Below are 21,097 nucleotides of genomic sequence, written 5' to 3' on the forward strand. Positions count from 1 at the left end.
GACTTTTAATAAGCTAAGCATATAGAAAGGTGTACGGCTGTGTTACTGAGTGTGGTCAGCTATCGGAGATGACATTTGTCATGAGTTCCGGATGCAGATGCGGGTATAACTTAGGGTTACAGTTTGTTGTTTGGCTGGCTGCTTAGTGGTACGCTTAATGGAAAATCCTAAAGGGGGGTGGTGCGGAGGATGACGTTGAGACCAGGGCGTGTAACGCGAATACATAAACATGACGGAACGGGAATCGACCGCAGTGATAACCCGTTTCCAGTATATAAATTCTGGCGAAAGCCAGGGCTGATAGTGGCCCACAGGCCAGCACTTGAAAGCGGCTATACATATCAAATTCGTGAAATATATCCACAATGGGGCATTGGAGTGAGTACCTGCGTAAAAGACGATAAACCAATAAAGCATCCGCGTCTTAAATTTGATTATTATGTAGACCTGGTTAAGGTGTGGGAAGACCAGGAATATATTTATATAGAGGACATGTATGTCGATGTTTTGATTTACGAAAGGAACTATTACCATGTGATTGACCTGGAGGAATTCGGCGAAGCCGTATATCAGCACAACATTAGCTTAGCCGAAGCAACAAGGGTTATGGACAATACCCAGAAATTCGTGGATGCCATTAAACGCAGTAAGTTATCATACCAGTTTTGGAAACAAAAATACGGCAGAAACTACCGTCACAACAGAAACTAAAGCGCATACTCCCGATCCATTTGAATTTGCCAGCATCTTGTACAGTGCTGCAATCTAAGTGTACGTGAAAGACAGAGCCGGTTGTTGTGCCGACTCTGCCTTGCTGACTCAAATGACGGAATTTTTTGTTATTCTTCGTCATCCAACTGGTTCATGACTTTCTCAGCGATTTGTTCGGCATTGTCCTGTGCCATACTTTGCGCACGGTTATTAATCCGAGACGTCACATTTCCGCGCCGCATGGCTTCCCAAGCAGCAATACCCACACTGGCGCCTACCAACATGGCTGTCATTGTCCCCATGTTGTTACGCCTTCTGGGCATAAACCGATTTCGTACGCCGTTGGTCATTCCATTCATCATTTCCCACATGGCCAGCACCTCCCGTGCTGTATTGTATCCATTGTGGACGGATGTACGCACAGCAAAGGCTGGTAATAAATATCTCAGACGGAGGTCGGGGACAAAGATGGATTTACAGCACATTACAGACACCGTGTTTGTCGTTGCGGGTCCCGTCAATCTGGGCCTTGTAAAGACACCCGGGGGACTCGTTGCCATCGACTCTGGATTAGACAAGCAGTCTGCCAAAAATCTGCTAAAAGCAGCCAATGAACTTCAGGACAACCTGATTGCGGTCATTAATACTCACGCTCACGCCGATCACTTTGGCGGCAACGAAACCCTGCAAAAACGCGCTGACCCGCGCTTTTATGCACCTGTGGGTGAAGCAGACGTCATTCGCCGCCCTGCATGGGAGCCTCAGTATCTCTGGCAAGGCGCCGCACCGCTTCCAGATATGAGAGGAAAGTTTTTACTGGCCGCCCCCAGCCGGGTAGACGAAGTGTTCGAGAGCGGCGCATCGTTCACAATTGCAGAGCGTACATTTCAGTCGGTTGCCTTGTCTGGGCATTCCCATTACCAGTCCGGAATCCTTGTGGACGGGGTGCTCTTCTGTGCTGATGCTTATTTGGATGAAAATATCACAGACAAACACGGCCTTCCGTTTTTCGTGAATTACCTTGAGACGCTGCAGAGCGCAAAGCAAACAAAGACTGTGAATGCGCAGTGGTGGGTGCCTGCCCACGGTATTGTGACGGACAAACCTGGCCGAGCAGTGGATTACTATATTCATCGGTTGCAGCGGGTTTTTGACTTGATTACAACTTACATTGCCGCAGAGAGGCGGACACTGGAACAGGTTGTGAGCCTGGTATGTCAGGAATTGAATTTGACTCCGCGGGGCGCAGGACCGTATGCTCTAGTTCGCACGCCTGTTTCCGCATGTATCACTGCAGCGGTAGAACAAGGTCTCGTGAAACCGGTTGTTGAAGACGGATACCTATGGTTTGAAAGAGGGAATTAAGTACATGTGCGAAACGCAGGACACTGTTACAACGCATGTTAAAACGCAGAACGCTGTCGCGGAATCGGCACGTCAGCTTGTGGACTGGTACCTTCAGAACCAGAGAAAGCTGCCCTGGAGAGAAACAAGCAATCCTTATCAGGTTTGGATTAGCGAAACGATGTTGCAACAAACTCGGGTTGAAACGGTTATCCCTTATTACTATGCCTTTCTCGAACGCTTTCCGACAATTCTCGATTTGGCAGCTGCACAAGAGTCAGAAGTAGTGAAGATGTGGCAAGGTCTGGGTTATTATTCACGTGCAAGGAACTTACATAGGGCAGCCATCCAGGTGGCTGAGAACTACGACGGCCTGATTCCCGAGGACGCACAAAAGTTTCGAGGTCTGTCCGGAGTCGGCCCATATACCGCCGGCGCGGTGATGAGTATTGCTTTTAATCAGCCTGTTCCGGCTGTGGACGGGAATGTGCTTCGTGTCATGGCACGGTTTTTGGGGGTTCGTGAAGAAGTACGAAGCCGTCAGGCGGTCACCGTTATTACCAGTACGGTAGAGCAGTGGCTGCAGCAGGAACCCCCGAGATTGATGACGCAGGGTCTAATGGAGCTAGGTGCACTTGTCTGCACACCGCGTAATCCGGACTGCGGCAAATGCCCGATTCAAACCCGTTGCACCGCGCGTGAACTGGGTTTGACCCAGGATATTCCAGTCAGGAAAAAGAAGCCCGATAGAAAAGTGGTTCAGGTTATCGCGCTCTGGTGCCAGCAAGACGAGAAGGTTCTTTTGCAACAACGGCCGGCAACGGGTCTGCTTGCAGGCATGTGGCAATTACCGGCCAAGGAACTGCCGGCGTCAGCCCCGCTGGGTGCAGGAGCGGCACATCGGGAAGCGAAAATACTGCTCGAAGGCATGCTGGACACCAGTTTGTATGACGATAATAAGGTTGCTGGGGATAAGGTTGATACGAATAAGGTTGATACGAATACAGTGCGTGCCGAAAATTATGTAGGGTCGCAGCACAAAAGCATCGGAAAAGTGGCAGAGGGTCCTGTCCGCGACTTTCATGAAATTGCACAGGTCAAGCATATATTTACTCATATCGAATGGCATGTACAGGTTCTGCAGCCCGTAGGCTGGCCGCTGCACAGGATTGCGGAGGGGAGAGGCCTTGTTTTCGCAGGTGAAGACAAACTCTCCGAGCTTGCGGTGCCCCGGGTTTATGACAAGTTGCTGACGTCATTTTTCGGTTAAATCTGTATGGGGGTGAGGTGAAGAGGTGGAAACGTACTCCGTATCGAGACAGGCTGTTTTACCCAAAGTGTTCTCAGGCTTGTTTCTCAGCCTGCTGACAGCGTTTGTCGGTCTGGTATTAGGGCAGTTTGTTCCGACCCCGCTGCTTTTGGTCCTGATGATTGTAGAAGTTGTCATGATTATCGCGGCAATGCTAATGCAGGGGCGAAGACAAATTGGTATGGGGTTTGTCCTGACATTCACTTTTATTTCTGGCATGACACTGTATTTGGTGGTTTCGCAGTATATCAGTCAGTTGGGCAGCTTTATTGTGCTAGAAGCAGTCGGTGTAAGTGCAGGTGCTTTCTTGATTGCTGCTATTGTTGCTGCTCAGACGTCCTTGGATTTTTCCTTTCTCGGAGGTTTTCTGTTTATCGGTCTAATGGCTGTTTTACTGATGGGATTGGTGACACTGTTTATCCCATTTTCGAACCTTGCCAATTTGATTTATGCTCTGCTTGGCATTGCCGTGTTCATCGGGTATGTGCTGTTTGACGTCAATCGGATTGCCAGGCAAGGTCTGACAGAAGCCATGGTTCCTTGGGTCGTGTTGTCCTTGTACTTGGACTTTGTCAACCTGTTTCTGTTTGTGCTCCGGCTCATGGGTATCTTGCAATCCTCCAGAAGATAACAGTATAATAATCCGCAACAATGTGATGACGACGAACGGACAATACGCCTAAGAGGTCGCCGGAGACGGTGTGCTGGTCCCGAACAGATTGTCACTGATTTTGCGGGAATTAAAACCTCTCGTCTTAGCAGGCGTGAGGTTTTGTTTTTCTGTGCTGCGGCAAGGAGGATAACAGATGGAATATCGACCACAGGAAATCGAAAAATACTGGAAAGAGAAGTGGGGACAGCAGGGGTTGGCCCGTTTGTCAGAAGGTACGGACAAGCCCAAGTACTACTGCCTTGACATGTTTCCTTATCCGTCTGGCAGCGGGTTGCACGTGGGACATTGGCGGGGGTATACGATTTCTGACGTCTGGGGGCGCTACAAGGCCTTGCAGGGCTATCAGGTTCTGCACCCAATGGGATGGGACGCATTTGGGTTGCCTGCAGAGAACTATGCCATCGCAAACGGTGTGCACCCGGCAGAATCCACTGCAGCGAACGTCCGCAACTTCAAGCGGCAGCTTGAGGATATCGGGGCAATGTACGACTGGGATCGCGAAATTAACACAAGCGACCCGAATTACTATAAATGGACGCAATACTTTTTTACAAAGATGTTTGAACGCGGCCTGGCTTATCGCAAAAAAATGCCGATTAATTGGTGTCCAAGCTGTAAGACAGGTTTGGCAAACGAAGAAGTGGTCGACGGCAAGTGTGAGCGCTGCGGCACAGAAGTGACAAAGCGGGACATGAGCCAGTGGATGCTCAAAATTACTGCGTATGCCGACAGGCTTCTGGATGACCTGGAGACACTGGACTGGCCGGACAAAGTAAAAAGGATGCAGTCTGCCTGGATTGGACGCAGTGAAGGGGCCCACATTTACTTTTCGGTGGACGGACATCCGGAACACCGCATTGAAGTCTTCTCCACACGCCCTGACACGCTCTATGGAGCGACGTATATGGTCTTGGCTCCAGAACATCCGCTGGTGGAGAAAATCACAAGTGACGGCCAACGGGAGGCTGTTCAAAACTACGTTCAGGAAGCCTTGAAGAAATCCAATGTGGACAGGCAGATTGTGGACAAGACGAAGACTGGGGTGGCGACCGGGGCTAACGTGATCCACCCGTTGACAGGTGAGAAACTGCCAATTTGGATTGCGGATTACGTGTTGATGGACTATGGCACAGGTGCCATCATGGCGGTTCCCGCTCACGACGAACGAGACTTTGACTTTGCCAAGGCATTTCAACTTCCCATCCGCCAAGTCGTCTCTGAGACTGGTGTACCTGAAGCAGAAACGAAACTCTACACGGGCGACGGCACGCTGGTCAATTCAGGTGAGTTGGACGGTTTGTCCGTAGAGGCAGGCAAGAAAGCTGTTGTCAAGCGTCTGGAGGAACTGAATGCAGGTGAGTTCACTGTAAACTACCGGATGCGTGACTGGGTCTTCGCAAGGCAGCGCTACTGGGGCGAGCCCATTCCCATTGTCTACTGTGACAAATGCGGAACGCTGCCTGTACCAGAAGACCAACTGCCAGTCATGCTGCCGGAGGTGGCCAGGTACGAACCAACGGGTACAGGTGAATCGCCGCTGGCGGCCATCGAATCCTTTGTTCACACCACTTGTCCCAACTGCGGGGGACCTGCCAGGCGGGAGACAGATACGATGCCGCAGTGGGCGGGATCAAGCTGGTACTTCCTGCGCTATCCTGATGCACACAACAACAAGCAGCCGTTCAGCAAGAACGCTGCGAATAAGTGGCTGCCCGTAGACATGTATATCGGCGGCGTTGAGCATGCAGTCCTGCACCTGCTGTATGCGCGCTTTTTCACAAAGGTCATCTACGATCTCGGCCTGATTGACTTCGAAGAACCGTTCCAGCACCTGTTCAACCAGGGCATGATTACGCTGAACGGCGCCAAAATGAGTAAATCCAAGGGCAATATGGTAACACCTGACGAAATTATCAAGGATTACGGCGTCGACGCCCTGCGTGTATATGAACTGTTTGTCGGACCGCCCGAAGATGAGGCGGAATGGAACACCAACGGACTGGAAGGTGTGTCACGCTTCCTGCAGCGGTACTATCGCCTGTTTACCGGCAGCGTAGCGTCTCCTGCAAAAACCCGTGATTCACTGACCAAACTGCGGCATCGGTTTATGGCAAACTTGCAGGAGAGAATGGACAGCTTCCGCTTGAATACCGCTGTCAGTGCGTTTATGGAGTATGCGAATGCACTGCAACAAGAGGCGGACAAAGGCCTGGATAAAGACACACTTACCACCATGGCTGTGGCCATTGCTCCTTTTGCACCCCATTTAGGTGAACAACTGTGGCAGGAAATGGGACACGAATCATCTGTCTTTCAAGCAGAATGGCCCACTTACGAGGAGTTGTGGCTGAAGGACGACGAAGTCGAGATTGCCATTCAAGTCAACGGCAGACTGCGGGCCCGCGCCACAGTCGAGGCCGACGGTGACCAAAGTGCAGTTCTCCAGCAGGTTAAGAAGCTGCCCGACGTTGCCGAGTGGATTGAAGGCAAAGAAATTAAAAAGGAAATTTACGTGCCCAATCGCCTGGTGAACTTTGTTGTGAAGGGCTGAGGAATTGTGAACCGGCTGAGGGTTTGCAGGGGGCCTCAATCTGCTGAGGGCGAAGGACTATGGGCTGGTCTGCGGAAATGGATTTAGAGGTTTTAGCCTCTGCTTGTCGAACACTAGTCTGTGTCGAATGCTAAGTATGCAGACTGTGATGTCGAATTGCGCTGTCGATTTTGAGGTCGACTGTGAGGACCATTGTCATGAAACCACGAGGTGGTGTCGATGCGGACCCAAGCCTATAATGCACGAAAGTTATATATTCGCATTGCAGATCAGATCCGCGCTGCAATCGAGCGAGGCGATCTCCGTCCAGGCGATCGCCTTCCGCCGTTGGCACAAATTGCTTCTGAATTTGGTTGCAGCCGTGCCACCGTGAGAGAAGCATTGAGTACACTAAGAGGGCAGGGCCTGGTTGAGTTTCAACATGGAAATGGAACTTATGTGCGGACAGCGTCGCTCGATACGTGGATGGAGCCGTTGGAGGCTGCCATGCTGCTTGGGCACAGCGATGTGCTTCACCTAGTCGAAACTCAATCCGCCATTTTGGCTGGAATTGTAACTGCTGCCGCATATAGAGCGAGCGACACGGATTTTGGCAAACTGCGTCAGGCACTGTTTCAACTGGAATGCGCAGTACCGCAAGGAGAAGAAGCAATTTCGACTGAACTGGGATTTTATCTCGAATTGGGAGCCTGCTGCGGCAATTCTATCTTGGAGAACGCCCTTCGCGTGTTACTCGAGGCGATGCGCAGCAGTTTGCGATTGTTAACACCGGTATTGGGACCAAGTAAAGAGCTGTGCCGACAGGTGTTTGATTGTGTTGTCAACGGGCAAGTGGAAGCATCCAGAGACTTGTTGTTAAGCCACGGAGACAAGCTCCGGGAAACAGTACTGTCTCTGTATGAGCAGGGGTTGACTTAATTGAATTTGGGCTCGGGAAAATTAACAATTTAACTTTCACTTTTCTGTGCGTTTGTGTATAATAGAAATGTAAGCGCTGTCATGAATCAATGCGCAAGGGGAGAGGCAGCCATGCAAAACACACTGATTGCTTCATTTGGAAAAGAAGGCATTTCACTGTACCAGCATTTGACCGATCTCGGACACCGGGTGCAAGTCCTCGATTGCTTTGATGACTATCATAGAAGGCTGACGCGTTGGTACAAGAAGGACACATTATTGCCGATTGAAGGACACCGTACCAATGTGACTCAAGAAGTCTCCAAACACCACTATGATCTGGCCATTGTTATAGCCATGCAGGATTTTGTGCGGACCGCTTTAATTACTCAGTCACTGCGTGAGGCTGGGGTTAGCAACGTTGTTGTTGTGACAAAAGACAGTACAAATCGTTCTGTATTTCGCCGTTTAGGTGCACATAAGGTTGTTGTTGCCGAGGATGAGGAACAGCTGTGGATCCAGCTGGATCGGGCCTTGGTCGAATACATGCCAGCTTAAGACACTCAGTTCTAAGGCGCACGTAGCAAAACTTTTCCTGCACAGCGCCGCTCGTCATAGCATGACAAATGTAAAGATAGGGCAGTCCCGCCGTTCATTGCTCGTTGTGAGCGGCTGGGCTGCCTTTCATTTTCTCTTGTAATCCGGCACGCTGGCGGGACTGGACTGGCTGGACTGGACTGGACTGGCTGGACTGGACTGGCTGGACTGGACTGGCTGAGTGCGGTGAGCTGGCTGCCAGGGAGCTTAGTGTCTGAAAAGATCCCTATCTGTGGATGGGCCATGCCATAGGGATCGCAAAGATCCCTAATGCCTGTGGCCCGGGAGATTAGTGTCATGAAGGATCCTTAATGCGGGGAGAGGCAGGGTGGTGCGTGGGTGATAGGGATCAACGGGATCGCTATTGTAAAAGGCCTCTTGGCAATAGGGATCGAATCGATCACTATCATCGGAGGAGCATCGTAATAGGGATCAATGGGATCCCTAAGGAATGCGGCAACCGAACATATGCGACGAGAGCGAGAGCTCGCATGAGTGTCTTTGACGCAACAAGCACCATATTTAGCCGTTGAAGGAGGTAAGTGTATAAAGAGCACTTTACCGCCGGTATTTTTCTTCGATCCCGTTCGTTCATCCGGCACCGTGGCCGGACTGGGCTGGGTGCCCGGGAGCTTAGTGTCTGAAAAGATCCCTATCTGCGGATGGGCCATGCCATAGGGATCGCAAAGGTCCCTAATGCCTGTGGCCCGGGAGATTAGTGTCATGAAGGATCCCTAATGCGGGAGAGGCAGGGTGGTGCGTGGGTGATAGGGATCAACGGGATCGCTATTGTAGAGGGCCTGTTGGCAATAGGGATCGAATCGATCACTATCATCGGAGAAGCATCGTAATAGGGATCAATGGGATCCCTAAGGAATGCGGCACCCCGAACATATGCGACGAGAGCGAGACGCGAGACGCCATCCCCCACTGTGAACGTGAGGAATGCAACTCTTCCGCTTATCTTCGTCTAATCTTCTTCCGCCATCCCCCTGACGCGGCTGACCTGCAGATTAAATATACGGAAAATTCAAACCTAGAACATCTGTTCGTATTATGGCATACTGAAGCTTAAGTAATTGGAGGTCGTATGCCGTGGGAATTCGTCTAAAACAGATTGCTGCGCAGTATCATCCTGTTGTGTGGTGGATAGTAGGGGCTACAGCTGTTACAAGGATTACTCAGTTCATGGTGATGCCGTTCCTCGCTTTGTATATGGCGGTTCATACACATGCGGGAACGGCAACCATTGGTCTTGCAATTGGCATGGCGGCTCTGACTTCCACGGTGTTTGGATTTATCGGAGGACCGTTTGCGGATAAGTATGGGCGGAAAGGAATCATGGTTTTGGCTATGATTATCAGCGCTGTGGCTCTGGCTGGTTTCGCAAACGCACGCGTGACGTGGGTTTTCTTCGTACTTAGCGCATTAAACGGACTAACGCGGACTTTGTTTGGCCCGGCATCCCAGGCTATGCTGACGGATGTAACCAGTCCGGAACTGCGGTCGAATGTATTTGCCATGCGCTATTGGGCCATAAATGTAGGTGCATCTATGGGCCCTGTTGTGGGGGGCTATCTAGGTACTGTAGCGACTGGCTGGACCTTTTATTTGGCCGCTGCGGTTAGCGGGCTCTATGGAATCGTTATCCTTCTAATATTTCCGGAGTCCTCAAAGCTTGGTGCGGAGCGCGCTGAACGACCGGTCCTTATGAAAACCATGCAAACTATGAAAACCATCCTAGGAAAGTATTTCCATCCGGTACAATCTGGAAAAGCAAGAAGAGCCGAATTCAAGAACAGAACTGCCAAAAAGGGTGCAAACCTACCTGAGATCACCTTTCGCAAGGCACTTCAGACGGTTTTTGCTGACAAGGCACTGCTTTTGTTTGTCCTTGCCACCATTTTCAGCAACATTGGCTATTCTCAGGTCGAAAGCACGCTGCCTCAGTTTATGGGGCAAATGTTTACGTCCCATTTGGCGGCACGGACCTATGCCTGGGTACTGACGTCAAACGCTGTTGAAGTGGTGATTCTGCAGCTGCCGTTGACGAAAATCACGAATAAGTTCGGCTTGATACCGTCCATGGTGCTTGGACAAGTATTGTTTGGAATCGGCTATGTCGGACTCGGCTTCAGTACAGGTCTATGGTCATTTGTAGCTTCTATGCTGGTGGTCACAATGGGAGAAATTATTGTGTTCCCGCGAAACAGTGAATATCTGTCGGTGTTGGCGCCGGACAACCTAAGAGCAACCTATTTTGGCGCAAGCACACTGCGCAGTATTGGTTTCTTTCTGGGCCCGTGGATTGGGGGATGGATGCTTGGAAAGGCAGGAGGACCGGCGGTGTTCACTGTCATAGCAGGAGTGGCAGCAGTGGCGGCTCCGTTTTATGTGTGGTCAAATCATGTTCGCCATCATGTTGAGAAGTCTACTGAAAGCATGGTCCTGTAGGTATGGTCCTGTAGGTATGGTGTTGCAGGTATGGTGTTGCAAGTGTGATGTTGCAAGTGTGATGTTGCAGGTATGGTCCTGTATGTATGGTCCTCTAGATACGATGTTGCAGGTATGATTTTAAGGGTTTTGTGATATTATCGTACTAGACATCAAACAAGCACGGGATGAGGTGAATTCAAGATGTCTGGTTCAGTCAAATTCGGTTTCTTCGTACTTGCTTTGGTGAGCATGACCGGTCTTGCGATAGCAAGTGTCTTTATGGCACAGAACCGGTTTTATATATCGACGGTTATCTTTGTTATCTCGTTTCTGCTGATTGGGTATGGATTTCGGTTGCGAAGACGGCTTATGAAACAAATAGACCAAGAAGCAAACTAAGATTCGGGATGACTTTGCACCCTGCTTCGTACTACAGCAGACTGGTTGATGCCCGTTACTGCTGAGCCTGGAGATTGGAGGGAAGGGCGTGGCCAATCCGCAACAACAGTTTTTGCTTCGACGGTACATGTGGCGTGCTGTAGAGGTTGCCAGCCTGCTGTTGCTTGTAACCCTCGTTTGTATCGGTTTCGCATTGTTTCTCCCGTATATTCTTCCGTTTGTCTTTGGAGGTTTTCTTGCTATTTTGCTGTTGCCGTTGGTCCGTATTCTGGAACGCATGGGAACGAGCCGGATCACAGCTGTACTGATAATTATGATTGGCGTGGGCGTGATTGTTGCTCTGGCTTCGACGTACATTATTATTGCACTGACGCGGGAGGCAACGACACTCAGCACGACACTCCCCAGTTACATTAACAGCATTCAAACTTGGCTGACGGTGCAGTTGCAGGCGGGACGAACCTTTTATGGGCATTTGCCGCCGCAGGTAGCCAACGGGATCCAAAACGCGGCGGGACAACTTCTAACTGCTACGGAATCACTGTCTAAGCAGTTCTTCAATTTCTTGTTTAATTCCGTTACGAGGCTTCCTGAATGGACGTTCATTATTGTTATTTCGGTGATTGCCACCTTTTTTATGATGGTAAATAGAGAGCGCATGTATCACTCCTTTTTGCGCGCGCTGCCCCCTGGTTGGTCCGAAAAAGTAGATGTTGCAATGGGTGACATGATGCGGGCTTTTGCCGGAAGCATTCGCGTACAGGTTCTTCTCATGATAATGTCTGCGGTTCTCGGGATATTTGGGCTGTGGATTTTAAATGTGAATTACGCGGTTCTGTTCGGGTTATTGTTTGGTGTCACCGGCATGATCCCGATTGTAGGCTCAGCCATTGTCTCCATCCCATGGGCAGCGGGAGCGTTGGCAGTGGGGAGTGTTGGGGTTGCTTTAAAAGTGCTGTTGGTCCAAGTGGCCATCTCGCTAATTCGGCACATGGTGGAACCAAAAATTCTTGCTGACAGCGTAGGTTTGGATACACTTTCCACGCTCTTCGCACTTTACGTTGGGATGAAACTCATTGGTGTTCTGGGTCTGTTTTTGGGGCCAATCGTACTTATTGGTGTGAAGTCACTGCTGAGAATGAGGCTGTTTGTGGATATTTTCCCAAGCTATGATCACGTTGCAGTGCAAACCAACCTTGCCGAGAAAAAGGCGGCGGCACCTGCGGACAAAGACGAAAAGTGAAACTGCTGAGCAGCCACGGTGACGGAAGTGCCCACCGCAGGTGGGAGTCTGTGTATCCAACGGACAGCCCTTGGGCCTTTTGGATTCCCGCTTTTTCACCGGTTGTTGAAGCCGCCGGCGAGACATGGAGCAGTTCGTATCCGGTGATGGCTCTATTTTGGCCGCAAAGGTACTACCAGGTTTTTTTGTTGTTAAAGGAGGAGGGGACAGAGTATTACTGTAATGTAATTACACCTCCCGTGTACAATGCGAGGACGAGAACAGTTGAGTTCAGAGACCTGGATTTGGACGTAGTGATGATGGGTGGAAAACTATGGGTAGCGGACGAAGATGAATTTTACAGTCGCAGTCCAAGCTACCCGCGAACGTGGATTAAAGCTGCGGAAGACGCAAAACAGCAGCTACTACAGGGAGCAGCGGGGAGACAAGGACCTTTCTCCGTGCAGACAGCACAAAGATGGCGCACATGGATAGGAGCCCGCAACTCCCGCATCTGGTAGAAATCAGCCAATCCAGAAGGGGCTGATTTATGTTTCTCCTGTTTTCTTATGTCACTTACTTATGTCTGGGTTCAAGCAGTTTCCGCGCCCGTTCCATAATTGCGAACAACGCTTGGGAGTCTTGCTCCAACTGCTCCGGTGTCATAGGTGCAGGAGAACCATCACCGTGTGCAACCGATTGATGTTCCGTTTGCCGCAGTTTGGACTTGAGTTCGTTGCGCTCTCGTTCCAATTCCTGCACTTGCTGGCGCAGTTTTTGGTACTGTGCGTCATAGGTCTGCAAAAACTTGACTACGGCACTCATGGAATCTGAAGATGTCATTGTTGTGGGCGTCTGTGGATCCATTTGTTGGTCCGACGGCTTTTCTACTGCCTGTGTGCGTTGAGCAGATTTTCGAGACAGCTTTGCTCCTTCGATGTCTTCTCTTCGTTCTTTGCGCAGTACGCCGTTCCAGCGATAGCCGCATGCGGCTGCTGTTCGACCCAACTCGGTTGCAGCTTCTTCGAAAGCTTTTAGCTGGGTGCTTCCAGTCCGAATGTGTTTCAGGACAATGGAAGCTAGTTTCTCGTCATCTTGCCGGGTCCATGCGTCAGATCGGCTGGACCAACGTTCATCGACACTCTGCATGCAGGATTCCTCCTTCTAGTCTGTACTATCTTTTATTTCCATGGTGTACGAGATTCATACAATCCCGACAAATTCACTCTTTAACATGCTATGTTAGAAGACTAAAATCGTGACCTCTTAAACAGAATTTTTTCATAGATAAGTTGATTTTTTTATCCTTTCGTACTCTTTTGGTGCTTTTCTGGGTTTCTTTGGCACTCTTTTGTTACCCTTTCCGTACTCTTTTCGTATTCTTTTCGTACTGTCGAGTCATTTCGAACCAAGGATGTGAGTTCAGTGAATTTGTCTTTGCTGCTAGATGAATGGCGAAGGGATAGACAGTTCTACAACAATGTTGCCCACTGGGAGGTGGAGCCTGCGAAGCTGCCCCAGTACAGGTCGATTCCACCCTGGCTGCATGAAGAATTGACGGCTGCACTGCGCAACCGAGGCATTTCGCAACTCTATTCACATCAAGAGGAATCTGTGCAGAGGGTGAGAAACGGATCGCATGTTATTGTGACTACGCCAACAGCAAGCGGAAAGACGCTGTGCTATAACCTTCCAGTGTTGAACTCGGTGCTCCAGGATAGTTCCAGCCGCGCATTATACCTGTTTCCAACCAAGGCACTGTCGCAAGATCAGGTGAGTGAACTTCATGAATTGGTTCAGCACTTGGAGACCCAAGTGCAGTCATTTACTTATGATGGTGACACGCCTGTGCATGCGCGGCAGAAGATCCGAGAAGCGGGTCACATCGTTGTGACCAATCCAGACATGCTGCACTCGGCTATTCTGCCGCATCATACGAAATGGTTGAGGCTGTTTGAGAACCTGCGCTACGTAGTGATTGACGAAGCCCATATGTACCGCGGCGTTTTTGGCAGTCACGTAGCCAATGTAATAAGGCGGTTGCGTCGCATCTGTTCGTTTTACGGAAGCAGCCCACAGTTTATTCTCAGCTCTGCCACAGTGGCAAATCCCAGCGAACTTGCCAGAGAACTGATTGGTGAGGAGGCTGAACTTGTCGATAGGAGCGGGGCCCCGTCCGGGGAAAAGAACATCATACTGTACAACCCTCCAATTGTTCAGCCGCAATTGGGACTGCGCCGCGGCGCTTTACGTGAGGCCAGAATGCTCGGCACGAGACTGCTTCAGGAAGGCATCTCCACCATCGGCTTCGTGCGTACCAGAACACAGGTTGAAGTGCTGTCATCCTACTGGAAAAGAGATGTTTCACAGCGCATACGTCATCAAGTCATGGGCTACCGCGGCGGCTACCTTCCAAATGAGCGTAGGGCCATTGAGAAGGGCCTTCGAAACGGGGAAATAAAAGGGGTTGTGAGCACGAATGCCTTGGAACTCGGTGTCGATATCGGCAGTCTGGAGGCTTCTATCTCAGTGGGCTATCCGGGCAGTGTAGCGTCCATTCGCCAGCAGAGCGGCAGAGCGGGAAGGCGGAGCGGGCTGTCGGTAGCTATTTTTATTGCCAATGCTTCAGCACTCGATCAGTACATTATTCAACATCCAGAAGCCCTGCTCCACGCGTCTCCGGAGGCGGCGAGACTGTATCCGGATAATCTGTTGATTTTGTCCGATCACGTTAAATGCGCCGCCTACGAACTCCCCTTCTCCCGAGATGAGGAGTTTGGCGTAGAAACAACCACCGAACTCCTGGAGTACCTTGCGGAAAACCGCGTCCTGCACTTGAGCCGGGACGGTCGATACCACTGGATGTCCGATGCATTGCCGAGTCACGGCGTCTCTCTGCGCAGCGCTGCCCAGGACAATGTTGTTGTCATCGACACCAGCGGCGGCAGACCCACAGCAATTGGCGAAACAGACAGGTTTAGTGCTTTGACAATGCTGCATGAGGAAGCAATCTATTTGCATCAGTCAAAGTCCTACCAGGTGGAAAAGCTGGACTTGGAAAACGGAAAGGCCTTTGTTCGACCAGTAGATTCGGACTACTATACTGATGCAGAACTAGCTATCAAACTGAACATACTGGATGTTCTGGAACAGAATCAGACTGACAATCACATTTCGCACCACTATGGTGAAGTGATGGTAAACGCCATGCCCACACTCTTTAAGAAAATCAAGTTTGACACACATGAGAATTTAGGTTGGGGAAAGATTCATTTGCCTGAAGCAGAGCTTCATACATCCGGCTACTGGTGCAGCTTTCAAGAAAACTCTATCGCCGCCTCCAGGGACGAATGGGAGACAGCTTTGGTGGGCGCCGCATATGTGCTCCGCCAGGCAGGCGCACTCTTATGCATGTGTTCTGTCTCCGACTTACACTCCACCATCGAGGTTCGCCAGCCGCACACCGGTCTTCCCACCATCTTTATTTATGACAGCTATCCCGGCGGGATTGGGTTGGCGCAAAGGCTTTATCAGCATCGTCAGGAATGGACTGAAACGGCTCTTCGAATGGTTGCCGGTTGCGGTTGCCAGAGCGGTTGCCCTTCGTGCATTGGCCCCCACGCACAAGATGACAATGCCAAAGGGCTGACCTTGCAACTGCTCCAAGCAGCCAGTCAAACGAGTGACTGGTCTGTCGAGCAGAAGGAGCAGAAGGAGCAGAAGGAGCAGGGGACACCATGAGCCGATCCTTGAAGTCCCGGCTGGGGGCTCTGGAGCAGTCGACGGGCAGGCGTGATGTTCAACCATCGGCGCATGAGGAGAGCGTTCAGCGACACACCCTTCAATCCCTCGGTTTTACTTATGAAGATATGGGAGAGGGCAGCTTCTGGCACCGCATGCTGTCCTATGATGTGCTTAGCCTGTACGGACAGGTTCGTTTCCAAGACATACAGACTACAGACCTGTCACTGCTGGCCAAAGCCTGTAAACTGCCTGCAGCGGATGTAGAGGCCAACCTCCGCTTTTATGACACCGAGACAACAGGTCTTGGGACCGGCGCTGGGACTTTTCCTTTTTTGCACGCTGTTGGACAGATTGAAGACGACGAGTGGGTGATTCACCAGTACTTCGTGGATGATTTTGCAGAGGAACCAGCTTTGTTGTCAGCAATTGTACGACGTCATTTTCGCGACGGCGGTGTCTGTATTACCTTCAACGGCAAGTCGTTTGACTGGCCTCTGTTTCTAAACAGGCTGGTCATGTATCGAATTGAACGGCCGGAACAAGTAAGGCAAATGGACCTGCTGCATCCTAGTCGACGTCTGTGGCGCCGTAAACTCCAACGTGTCAGCCTTGGACATGTGGAAGAAGGAATCATGGGTGTAAGACGAACTGATGACTTGCCTGGCCGAGAAGCACCTGCCCGCTATTTTTCCTACCTTCAAGACCAAGATGTAGAAAAAATCCGGCCTGTACTTGACCACAATGCAGCAGATGTCTCTGCTCTTCTCGGACTTTCAGTGGTATTGGCGGACGTGCTTGGAGGACATCGCGATGTAGCGACTGCCGGTGAATACGCCGCTCTTGGGAAGTGGCGGGACGAGTGGGAAGATTACGATTTGGCGGACAAGTGCTGGCGGTCTGCGACACAGTGTCCGGATGCCACGTGGCGTGAGTTTTGGTTGTCCAGTTTGCGCTATAAACGGTTGCGGGAGTGGGACAAGGCGTGCGCAGTGTGGGAACATATGGCTGCCGAGTTTACTTGGAGCACCAATCCCCTCATTGAACTGGCAAAGTATTACGAGCACAGGGCAAAAGACTTCTCAAAAGCCTTGGCATATGCACAGGTTGCTTTACAAAGAGCGCGGTCACACTCCACGATGTCGACGGACCAAGCGGTTGTTGCGGCCGTAGAGCACAGGATTCATCGAATCCAAAGGAGGCTCGACCAGTCCTCTGCCAACGAAGCCCAATAGCATGAGCGTGTCTTATTGAAGTGGAGCGAGTGAGTCTTGTTGAGGTGGAGTGAGTGCGTTTCATGGACGTGGCCGGGGCCGGGGGGGAGGGGGCTTTCATAAGGATCCCAATGATCACTATCGGCTCGAAGCCGCAAAGGATAGTGATCCTTCGGATCACTACAAATGTACATCACAGAGCTTAATGTCGCAAAAGATCCCTATTCGCAGCCTGCCCACACCCAGTTCATCACAATAGTGAGCAATGGGATCCTTAAGTTGGCGCGCCTGCCGAAATAGTGAGCAATGGGATCCCTATGTCGGCCCGGTTGTTGCAATAGTGAGCAATGGGATCCTTAAGTTGGCGCGCCTGCCGAAATAGTGAGCAATGGATCCCTATGTCGGCCCGGCTGCTGCCATAGTGAGCAATGGGAGACCGTCGATTAATCGCTTGGGCCTGCCCAAGAGTGCTGCTTATACCAGATTTTAATGGGGATTTTAGGGGCTTTGATATCCATGTCCTGGTAGTCCACTATGTTTCACCCTTTCTAGGCATCTGAGGGCATCATACCTCCCGCCTTTTCGTTCCTTTTAGCTCATTGATGTAGCCGTTTGGGCACACTTAAGCCTTTGTGTGAGTGATTTCACCATGACTTTGAGGTTCACCACCATGGTCGTCAATTTCGCATCAATTCGTAGCGCATCGCGGCCGTGGGTTCGGGGACGGCCCAAACCATGATGATTCTTCATTTCCTTGTTCGTCGTTCGATTTCGCGTCGCTCTCGGAGTGCTGCTTGTCTATCTTCCGTTTGATTGTATTGTCTCCCCTCCTGAATGAGTTCCCAGTGGTCTACGAAAAAGAATGGTGCGACCCGATTTCGCCGTGGTACATTCGGCCCGCAACGGACACGACCTACAGTCTTCTCTACAAAAATAGAATTGTCGCCCTTTGAATTCTTTAAGGTAAGTGCTGCGGTACGTGGTTTTAGCACCTGGACAAACAACCTGTTGTTGGTCGCTATTGTAGTGGAACTGTTCGTTCGTGAACAAATTATCACGCTGCGGCTGTACCTTCACAGGAGATCGCCACCTCGGCCAATAGTGATGTTTCCGCGCACTATCCGCCTCATAGACCGCTCCTAGAGCACTCCGTTCACAAATCCGCCACAAATGGGTACCTAACACAGTTGAGATGTGACGAAACTGTGACGGCGATGGTCCTGTGACGCTGGTCAACACAAATAGCGATCTCTGGGACGCTTATGTGGGCTGGAGGCGATATGCCCATACAAATAAGCTCCTGGAAAGTGCTTAAGCATCCCAGGAGCCATCGAATCCGGCGGCAGAGTTGGAAATAGGCTCGTCTCAGGGCTCTATTTGGATGGTGGGACACTGGTTTTAAACGATAAGCTCATCTCGGATACTAGCGTTGCATTAACTTCAGTCGAAAATGTCAAGTGTTACGCGAGCACCGTTTCTCAGATAGGGTCAGAATATTTCGTGAATGAGCATTGAGGTGAATGAGCTAAAATGTCAAAGGGGATATAGACAGGTAGTCCGTTCCACATTTTACCTTATGAAGATGGGGTCGTACTCGCTGGTTTCTAAGTGCCCGACGTCTCCATTTACATATTGTTGTAAAGTTTGAGTAAAAGTCTGCTCATGGTTCATCCTCCTACGCCCACATGAACGCCGTGTCGGTGGTCGAGTCACGTAAAAGACGAATGTGTCAAATTTCTCGGCCCAATGACGTTGCAGGGATTTATAGACGGCGATCAGACGCCCGCTGTGTTTCACCCGTGCTTGCAGGAGTACAAGTAAGCAGAAGGTGATGAGCGCAATACGCAACTGGTTATAGACAGCATTCTCACTCTTGCCATAAAGCTGCTTCACTGTGAGATGTTGCTTAATCCACTTGAAGAACAGTTCAATCTGCCAGCGATTGCGGTACAGGTCACAAATCTCCTCAGCCGGTAAAGTCAGGTCATTGGTTAAGAAGATAACACGTTGCCCCTCTTTGTCTAAGGCCTCGATCCGACGGGTCGGATGCGCCATGCTCCGGAATTCGGAACCAAGCCGGATGACCGCATCACGTAACACAGGTGAATTCTCTGCAACGGGTCTTTCTTCTAACACTGCCATGGTGCCGGCATTGTGTCGGAGTCGTGTGACGAATTTGGTCCCACTTTGGCAATAGACGTCAAACTTTCGATAGTCGACGTAGCCACGGTCAAAGACAAACAGGGCATTTTCATCACAGGAAATGAGCTCATCCATTTGTGTTGTGTCTGCCGGCCTGGCTGGTGTAAGCGTTGCTTTATCCGGGTATACTCGTTCATTCATAAAGACGAGACGAAGGTGTAATTTGACGCCGGCTTTGTCTCGCTGGAAACTCGCCCATGGATACTGAGACAGGCACATAGTAATCGTGGAGGAGTCTACGAGATTCATTCGTCCTAACCGGTTTGTAGCCTTCTTCCATCCCAGAGCCTGAATGTTTTGGTCAACACACCGCCGAAAGACAGACTCAAGAAATCTCGTCTCCATCCGTAACTTGCGCGACAGTTGTGAGGTGCTGATGGATGCGAGACCAAGTTGCGCCTGCAGCTTTGGATCCTCATTTAAAAGGCCGCTGAGATTGGTCAATGATGTAACTTGTTGAATTTGTCCAAATACAAGCAGTTGAGTAAACGTGATAGCATCTAGCTTCTTCGTGTACTTGTCCAAACCCAAAGTTCGAATTTCGTCCAACATTTTCTCCGTATCCAAGGGAGAAAGGTATTTCATAAATGTGGATTTTGTAGTATCCTTGTCCATACTCTTTGGTTTCCTTAGTTTAGATTTGGACAGGACTACCTGTACTTTCTATTCTAAGGAAACTTTTATATTTCAGGGGTTACAGTTTCGTGAAGATTCCAATGATTGAAACAATGAAACTTGTCAACAGTACCCGTTGACAAGTCACAAAAAATTTAATGCAATGCTAGTACATCTCGGATCTCTATTTTCCGCGACTCTGACGGTGTGACCTCCAAGTCCCCGCCCCACTCTGGCGTTAGACCCCGAAGTCGTCGCCACCTACGGTCTTAGTCCTCCGCGATCGCGTCGGTTAGTGATCCTTTTGCGCCCTATCGCCCACGCCCCTCCGTGACTCCAGCGATATTAGTGTCGATTCATGACACTAATATCCCGGCCGGGTGGCATTAGTGATCCGTAAGATCACTAATGCATCGCCACCTCGGCCAATAGTGATGTTTCCGCGCACTATCCGCCTCATAGACCGCTCCTAGAGCACTCCGTTCACAAATCCGCCACAAATGGGTACCTAACACAGTTGAGATGTGACGAAACTGTGACGGCGATGGTCCTGTGACGCTGGTCAACACAAATAGCGATCTCTGGGACGCTTATATGGGATGGAGGCGATATGCTCATACAAATAAGCTCCTGGAAAGTGCTTAAGCATCCCAGGAGCCATCGAATCCGGCGGCAGAGTTGGAAATAGGCTCGTCTCAGGGCTCTATTTGGATGGTGGGACACTGGTTTTAAACGATAAGCTCATCTCGGATCTCTATTTTCCGCGACTCTGACGGTGTGACCTCCAAGTCCCCGCCCCACTCTGGCGTTAGACCCCGAAGTCGTCGCCACCCACGGTCTTGGTCCTCCACGATCCCGTCGGTACCTCATGCTCAGCTCAGCCAGCCCAAGGCAAGCCTCTCTGAGCGGACCTGGCAACAAATCGACGGTCTCAATGGCATCTCTATGGGAGCCAGGGCTTACCGCAGTGGCACCAGACGCAATCACGATGCAATCCCGATGCAATCCCTATGTGATCCCTATGTGATCCCGTTGACAGCCAAGCGGGCTTGCCACCTTCCCGCGTCGGCGCCTCTGGGTTGCGAAATGGAAATGGGGTTGCCTTCAACAGTCTACAACGCTGTCGGGGCAACCCCGCATACCTTCCTTACCAACTTTGCTGCTGACATGGGCCACTGTGATTCGA

The 21,097-nt window shown here is 50.6% G+C and carries 17 protein-coding genes; 13 read left to right on the top strand and 4 right to left on the bottom strand.

The features are described 5' to 3' along the window. The first annotated feature begins 189 nt into the window (after positions 1-189). The gene (locus GI364_RS02940) at positions 190-711 is read left to right on the top strand and encodes a ribonuclease FAU-1 family protein (RefSeq protein ID WP_198852232.1); all 522 of its coding nucleotides are present in this window, start codon (positions 190-192) and stop codon (positions 709-711) included. Positions 712-839: 128 nt separating this feature from the next. Here the strand turns inward: GI364_RS02940 and GI364_RS02945 are convergent, their stop codons facing one another. Continuing rightward, a complete protein-coding gene (locus GI364_RS02945; protein WP_198852233.1) occupies positions 840-1,082 on the bottom strand; it encodes a hypothetical protein in 243 nt (80 codons plus the stop codon). A gap of 97 nt (positions 1,083-1,179) precedes the next feature. Between GI364_RS02945 and GI364_RS02950 the strand changes: the two genes are divergently transcribed. The 10 genes from GI364_RS02950 (at position 1,180) to GI364_RS02995 (ending at position 12,660) form a co-directional block, all read left to right on the top strand. Then, complete coding sequence (locus GI364_RS02950; RefSeq protein WP_198852234.1) at positions 1,180-2,076, top strand: MBL fold metallo-hydrolase; 897 nt, start codon at positions 1,180-1,182, stop codon at positions 2,074-2,076. Positions 2,077-2,080: 4 nt separating this feature from the next. Further along, entirely contained in the window at positions 2,081-3,325 is a 1,245-nt protein-coding gene (gene mutY, locus GI364_RS02955; RefSeq protein ID WP_198852235.1) for an A/G-specific adenine glycosylase, read from the top strand. Between the two features lie 25 nt (positions 3,326-3,350). Continuing rightward, positions 3,351-3,995 carry a Bax inhibitor-1/YccA family protein gene (locus GI364_RS02960; protein WP_198852236.1) on the top strand — a complete coding sequence of 215 codons (645 nt, stop codon included), beginning with the start codon at positions 3,351-3,353 and terminating at the stop codon, positions 3,993-3,995. Positions 3,996-4,170: 175 nt separating this feature from the next. Beyond that, entirely contained in the window at positions 4,171-6,588 is a 2,418-nt protein-coding gene (gene leuS / locus GI364_RS02965) for a leucine--tRNA ligase (protein ID WP_198852237.1), read from the top strand. A 219-nt stretch (positions 6,589-6,807) separates the two neighbouring features. Then, a complete protein-coding gene (locus tag GI364_RS02970; protein WP_233095989.1) occupies positions 6,808-7,506 on the top strand; it encodes a FadR/GntR family transcriptional regulator in 699 nt (232 codons plus the stop codon). 111 nt (positions 7,507-7,617) lie between these two features. Continuing rightward, a complete protein-coding gene (locus GI364_RS02975) occupies positions 7,618-8,043 on the top strand; it encodes an NAD-binding protein (RefSeq protein ID WP_198852238.1) in 426 nt (141 codons plus the stop codon). Positions 8,044-9,177: 1,134 nt separating this feature from the next. Continuing rightward, positions 9,178-10,536, top strand: a complete 1,359-nt coding sequence (locus GI364_RS02980) for an MDR family MFS transporter (protein WP_198852239.1) — start codon at positions 9,178-9,180, stop codon at positions 10,534-10,536. Positions 10,537-10,719: 183 nt separating this feature from the next. After that, complete coding sequence (locus GI364_RS02985; RefSeq protein WP_198852240.1) at positions 10,720-10,917, top strand: hypothetical protein; 198 nt, start codon at positions 10,720-10,722, stop codon at positions 10,915-10,917. 88 nt (positions 10,918-11,005) lie between these two features. Next, complete coding sequence (gene ytvI / locus GI364_RS02990) at positions 11,006-12,160, top strand: sporulation integral membrane protein YtvI (protein WP_233095990.1); 1,155 nt, start codon at positions 11,006-11,008, stop codon at positions 12,158-12,160. Positions 12,161-12,210: 50 nt separating this feature from the next. Further along, positions 12,211-12,660, top strand: a complete 450-nt coding sequence (locus GI364_RS02995; RefSeq protein WP_198852241.1) for a DUF402 domain-containing protein — start codon at positions 12,211-12,213, stop codon at positions 12,658-12,660. A gap of 55 nt (positions 12,661-12,715) precedes the next feature. Here GI364_RS02995 and GI364_RS03000 read toward each other — a convergent pair whose 3' ends face one another. Next, positions 12,716-13,288, bottom strand: coding sequence for an RsfA family transcriptional regulator (locus GI364_RS03000; protein ID WP_198852242.1), 573 nt, complete (start codon positions 13,286-13,288; stop codon positions 12,716-12,718). 276 nt (positions 13,289-13,564) lie between these two features. Here GI364_RS03000 and GI364_RS03005 point away from each other — a divergent pair, with 276 nt between their 5' ends. Together GI364_RS03005 and GI364_RS03010 are read left to right on the top strand one after the other, a co-directional pair. Then, on the top strand, positions 13,565-15,880 hold the full coding sequence (locus tag GI364_RS03005) for a DEAD/DEAH box helicase (RefSeq protein ID WP_198852243.1): 2,316 nt from the start codon (positions 13,565-13,567) through the stop codon (positions 15,878-15,880). Next, positions 15,877-17,115, top strand: a complete 1,239-nt coding sequence (locus GI364_RS03010) for a ribonuclease H-like domain-containing protein (protein ID WP_198852244.1) — start codon at positions 15,877-15,879, stop codon at positions 17,113-17,115. The genes GI364_RS03005 and GI364_RS03010 overlap by 4 nt, the downstream gene beginning before the upstream one ends. A gap of 777 nt (positions 17,116-17,892) precedes the next feature. Here GI364_RS03010 and GI364_RS25290 read toward each other — a convergent pair. After that, positions 17,893-18,333 carry a transposase gene (locus GI364_RS25290; RefSeq protein ID WP_370541830.1) on the bottom strand — a complete coding sequence of 147 codons (441 nt, stop codon included), beginning with the start codon at positions 18,331-18,333 and terminating at the stop codon, positions 17,893-17,895. Between the two features lie 330 nt (positions 18,334-18,663). Next, on the bottom strand, positions 18,664-19,911 hold the full coding sequence (locus tag GI364_RS03020) for an IS4 family transposase (RefSeq protein ID WP_198852246.1): 1,248 nt from the start codon (positions 19,909-19,911) through the stop codon (positions 18,664-18,666). Positions 19,912-21,097: the final 1,186 nt, after the last annotated feature.

It is taken from the genome of Alicyclobacillus sp. SO9 (genome assembly GCF_016406125.1).
GTDB lineage: Bacteria > Bacillota > Bacilli > Alicyclobacillales > Alicyclobacillaceae > SO9.

Bases quoted from the DNA above. Each gene is read 5' to 3' on its own strand.
- GI364_RS02940 (WP_198852232.1), top strand. From the start codon at position 190: ATGACGTTGAGACCAGGGCGTGTAACGCGAATACATAAACATGACGGA.
- GI364_RS02945 (WP_198852233.1), bottom strand. From the start codon at position 1,082: ATGTGGGAAATGATGAATGGAATGACCAACGGCGTACGAAATCGGTTT.
- GI364_RS02950 (WP_198852234.1), top strand. From the start codon at position 1,180: ATGGATTTACAGCACATTACAGACACCGTGTTTGTCGTTGCGGGTCCC.
- mutY (WP_198852235.1), top strand. From the start codon at position 2,081: ATGTGCGAAACGCAGGACACTGTTACAACGCATGTTAAAACGCAGAAC.
- leuS (WP_198852237.1), top strand. From the start codon at position 4,171: ATGGAATATCGACCACAGGAAATCGAAAAATACTGGAAAGAGAAGTGG.
- GI364_RS02970 (WP_233095989.1), top strand. From the start codon at position 6,808: ATGCGGACCCAAGCCTATAATGCACGAAAGTTATATATTCGCATTGCA.
- GI364_RS02975 (WP_198852238.1), top strand. From the start codon at position 7,618: ATGCAAAACACACTGATTGCTTCATTTGGAAAAGAAGGCATTTCACTG.
- GI364_RS02985 (WP_198852240.1), top strand. From the start codon at position 10,720: ATGTCTGGTTCAGTCAAATTCGGTTTCTTCGTACTTGCTTTGGTGAGC.
- GI364_RS03000 (WP_198852242.1), bottom strand. From the start codon at position 13,288: ATGCAGAGTGTCGATGAACGTTGGTCCAGCCGATCTGACGCATGGACC.
- GI364_RS03010 (WP_198852244.1), top strand. From the start codon at position 15,877: ATGAGCCGATCCTTGAAGTCCCGGCTGGGGGCTCTGGAGCAGTCGACG.
- GI364_RS03020 (WP_198852246.1), bottom strand. From the start codon at position 19,911: ATGGACAAGGATACTACAAAATCCACATTTATGAAATACCTTTCTCCC.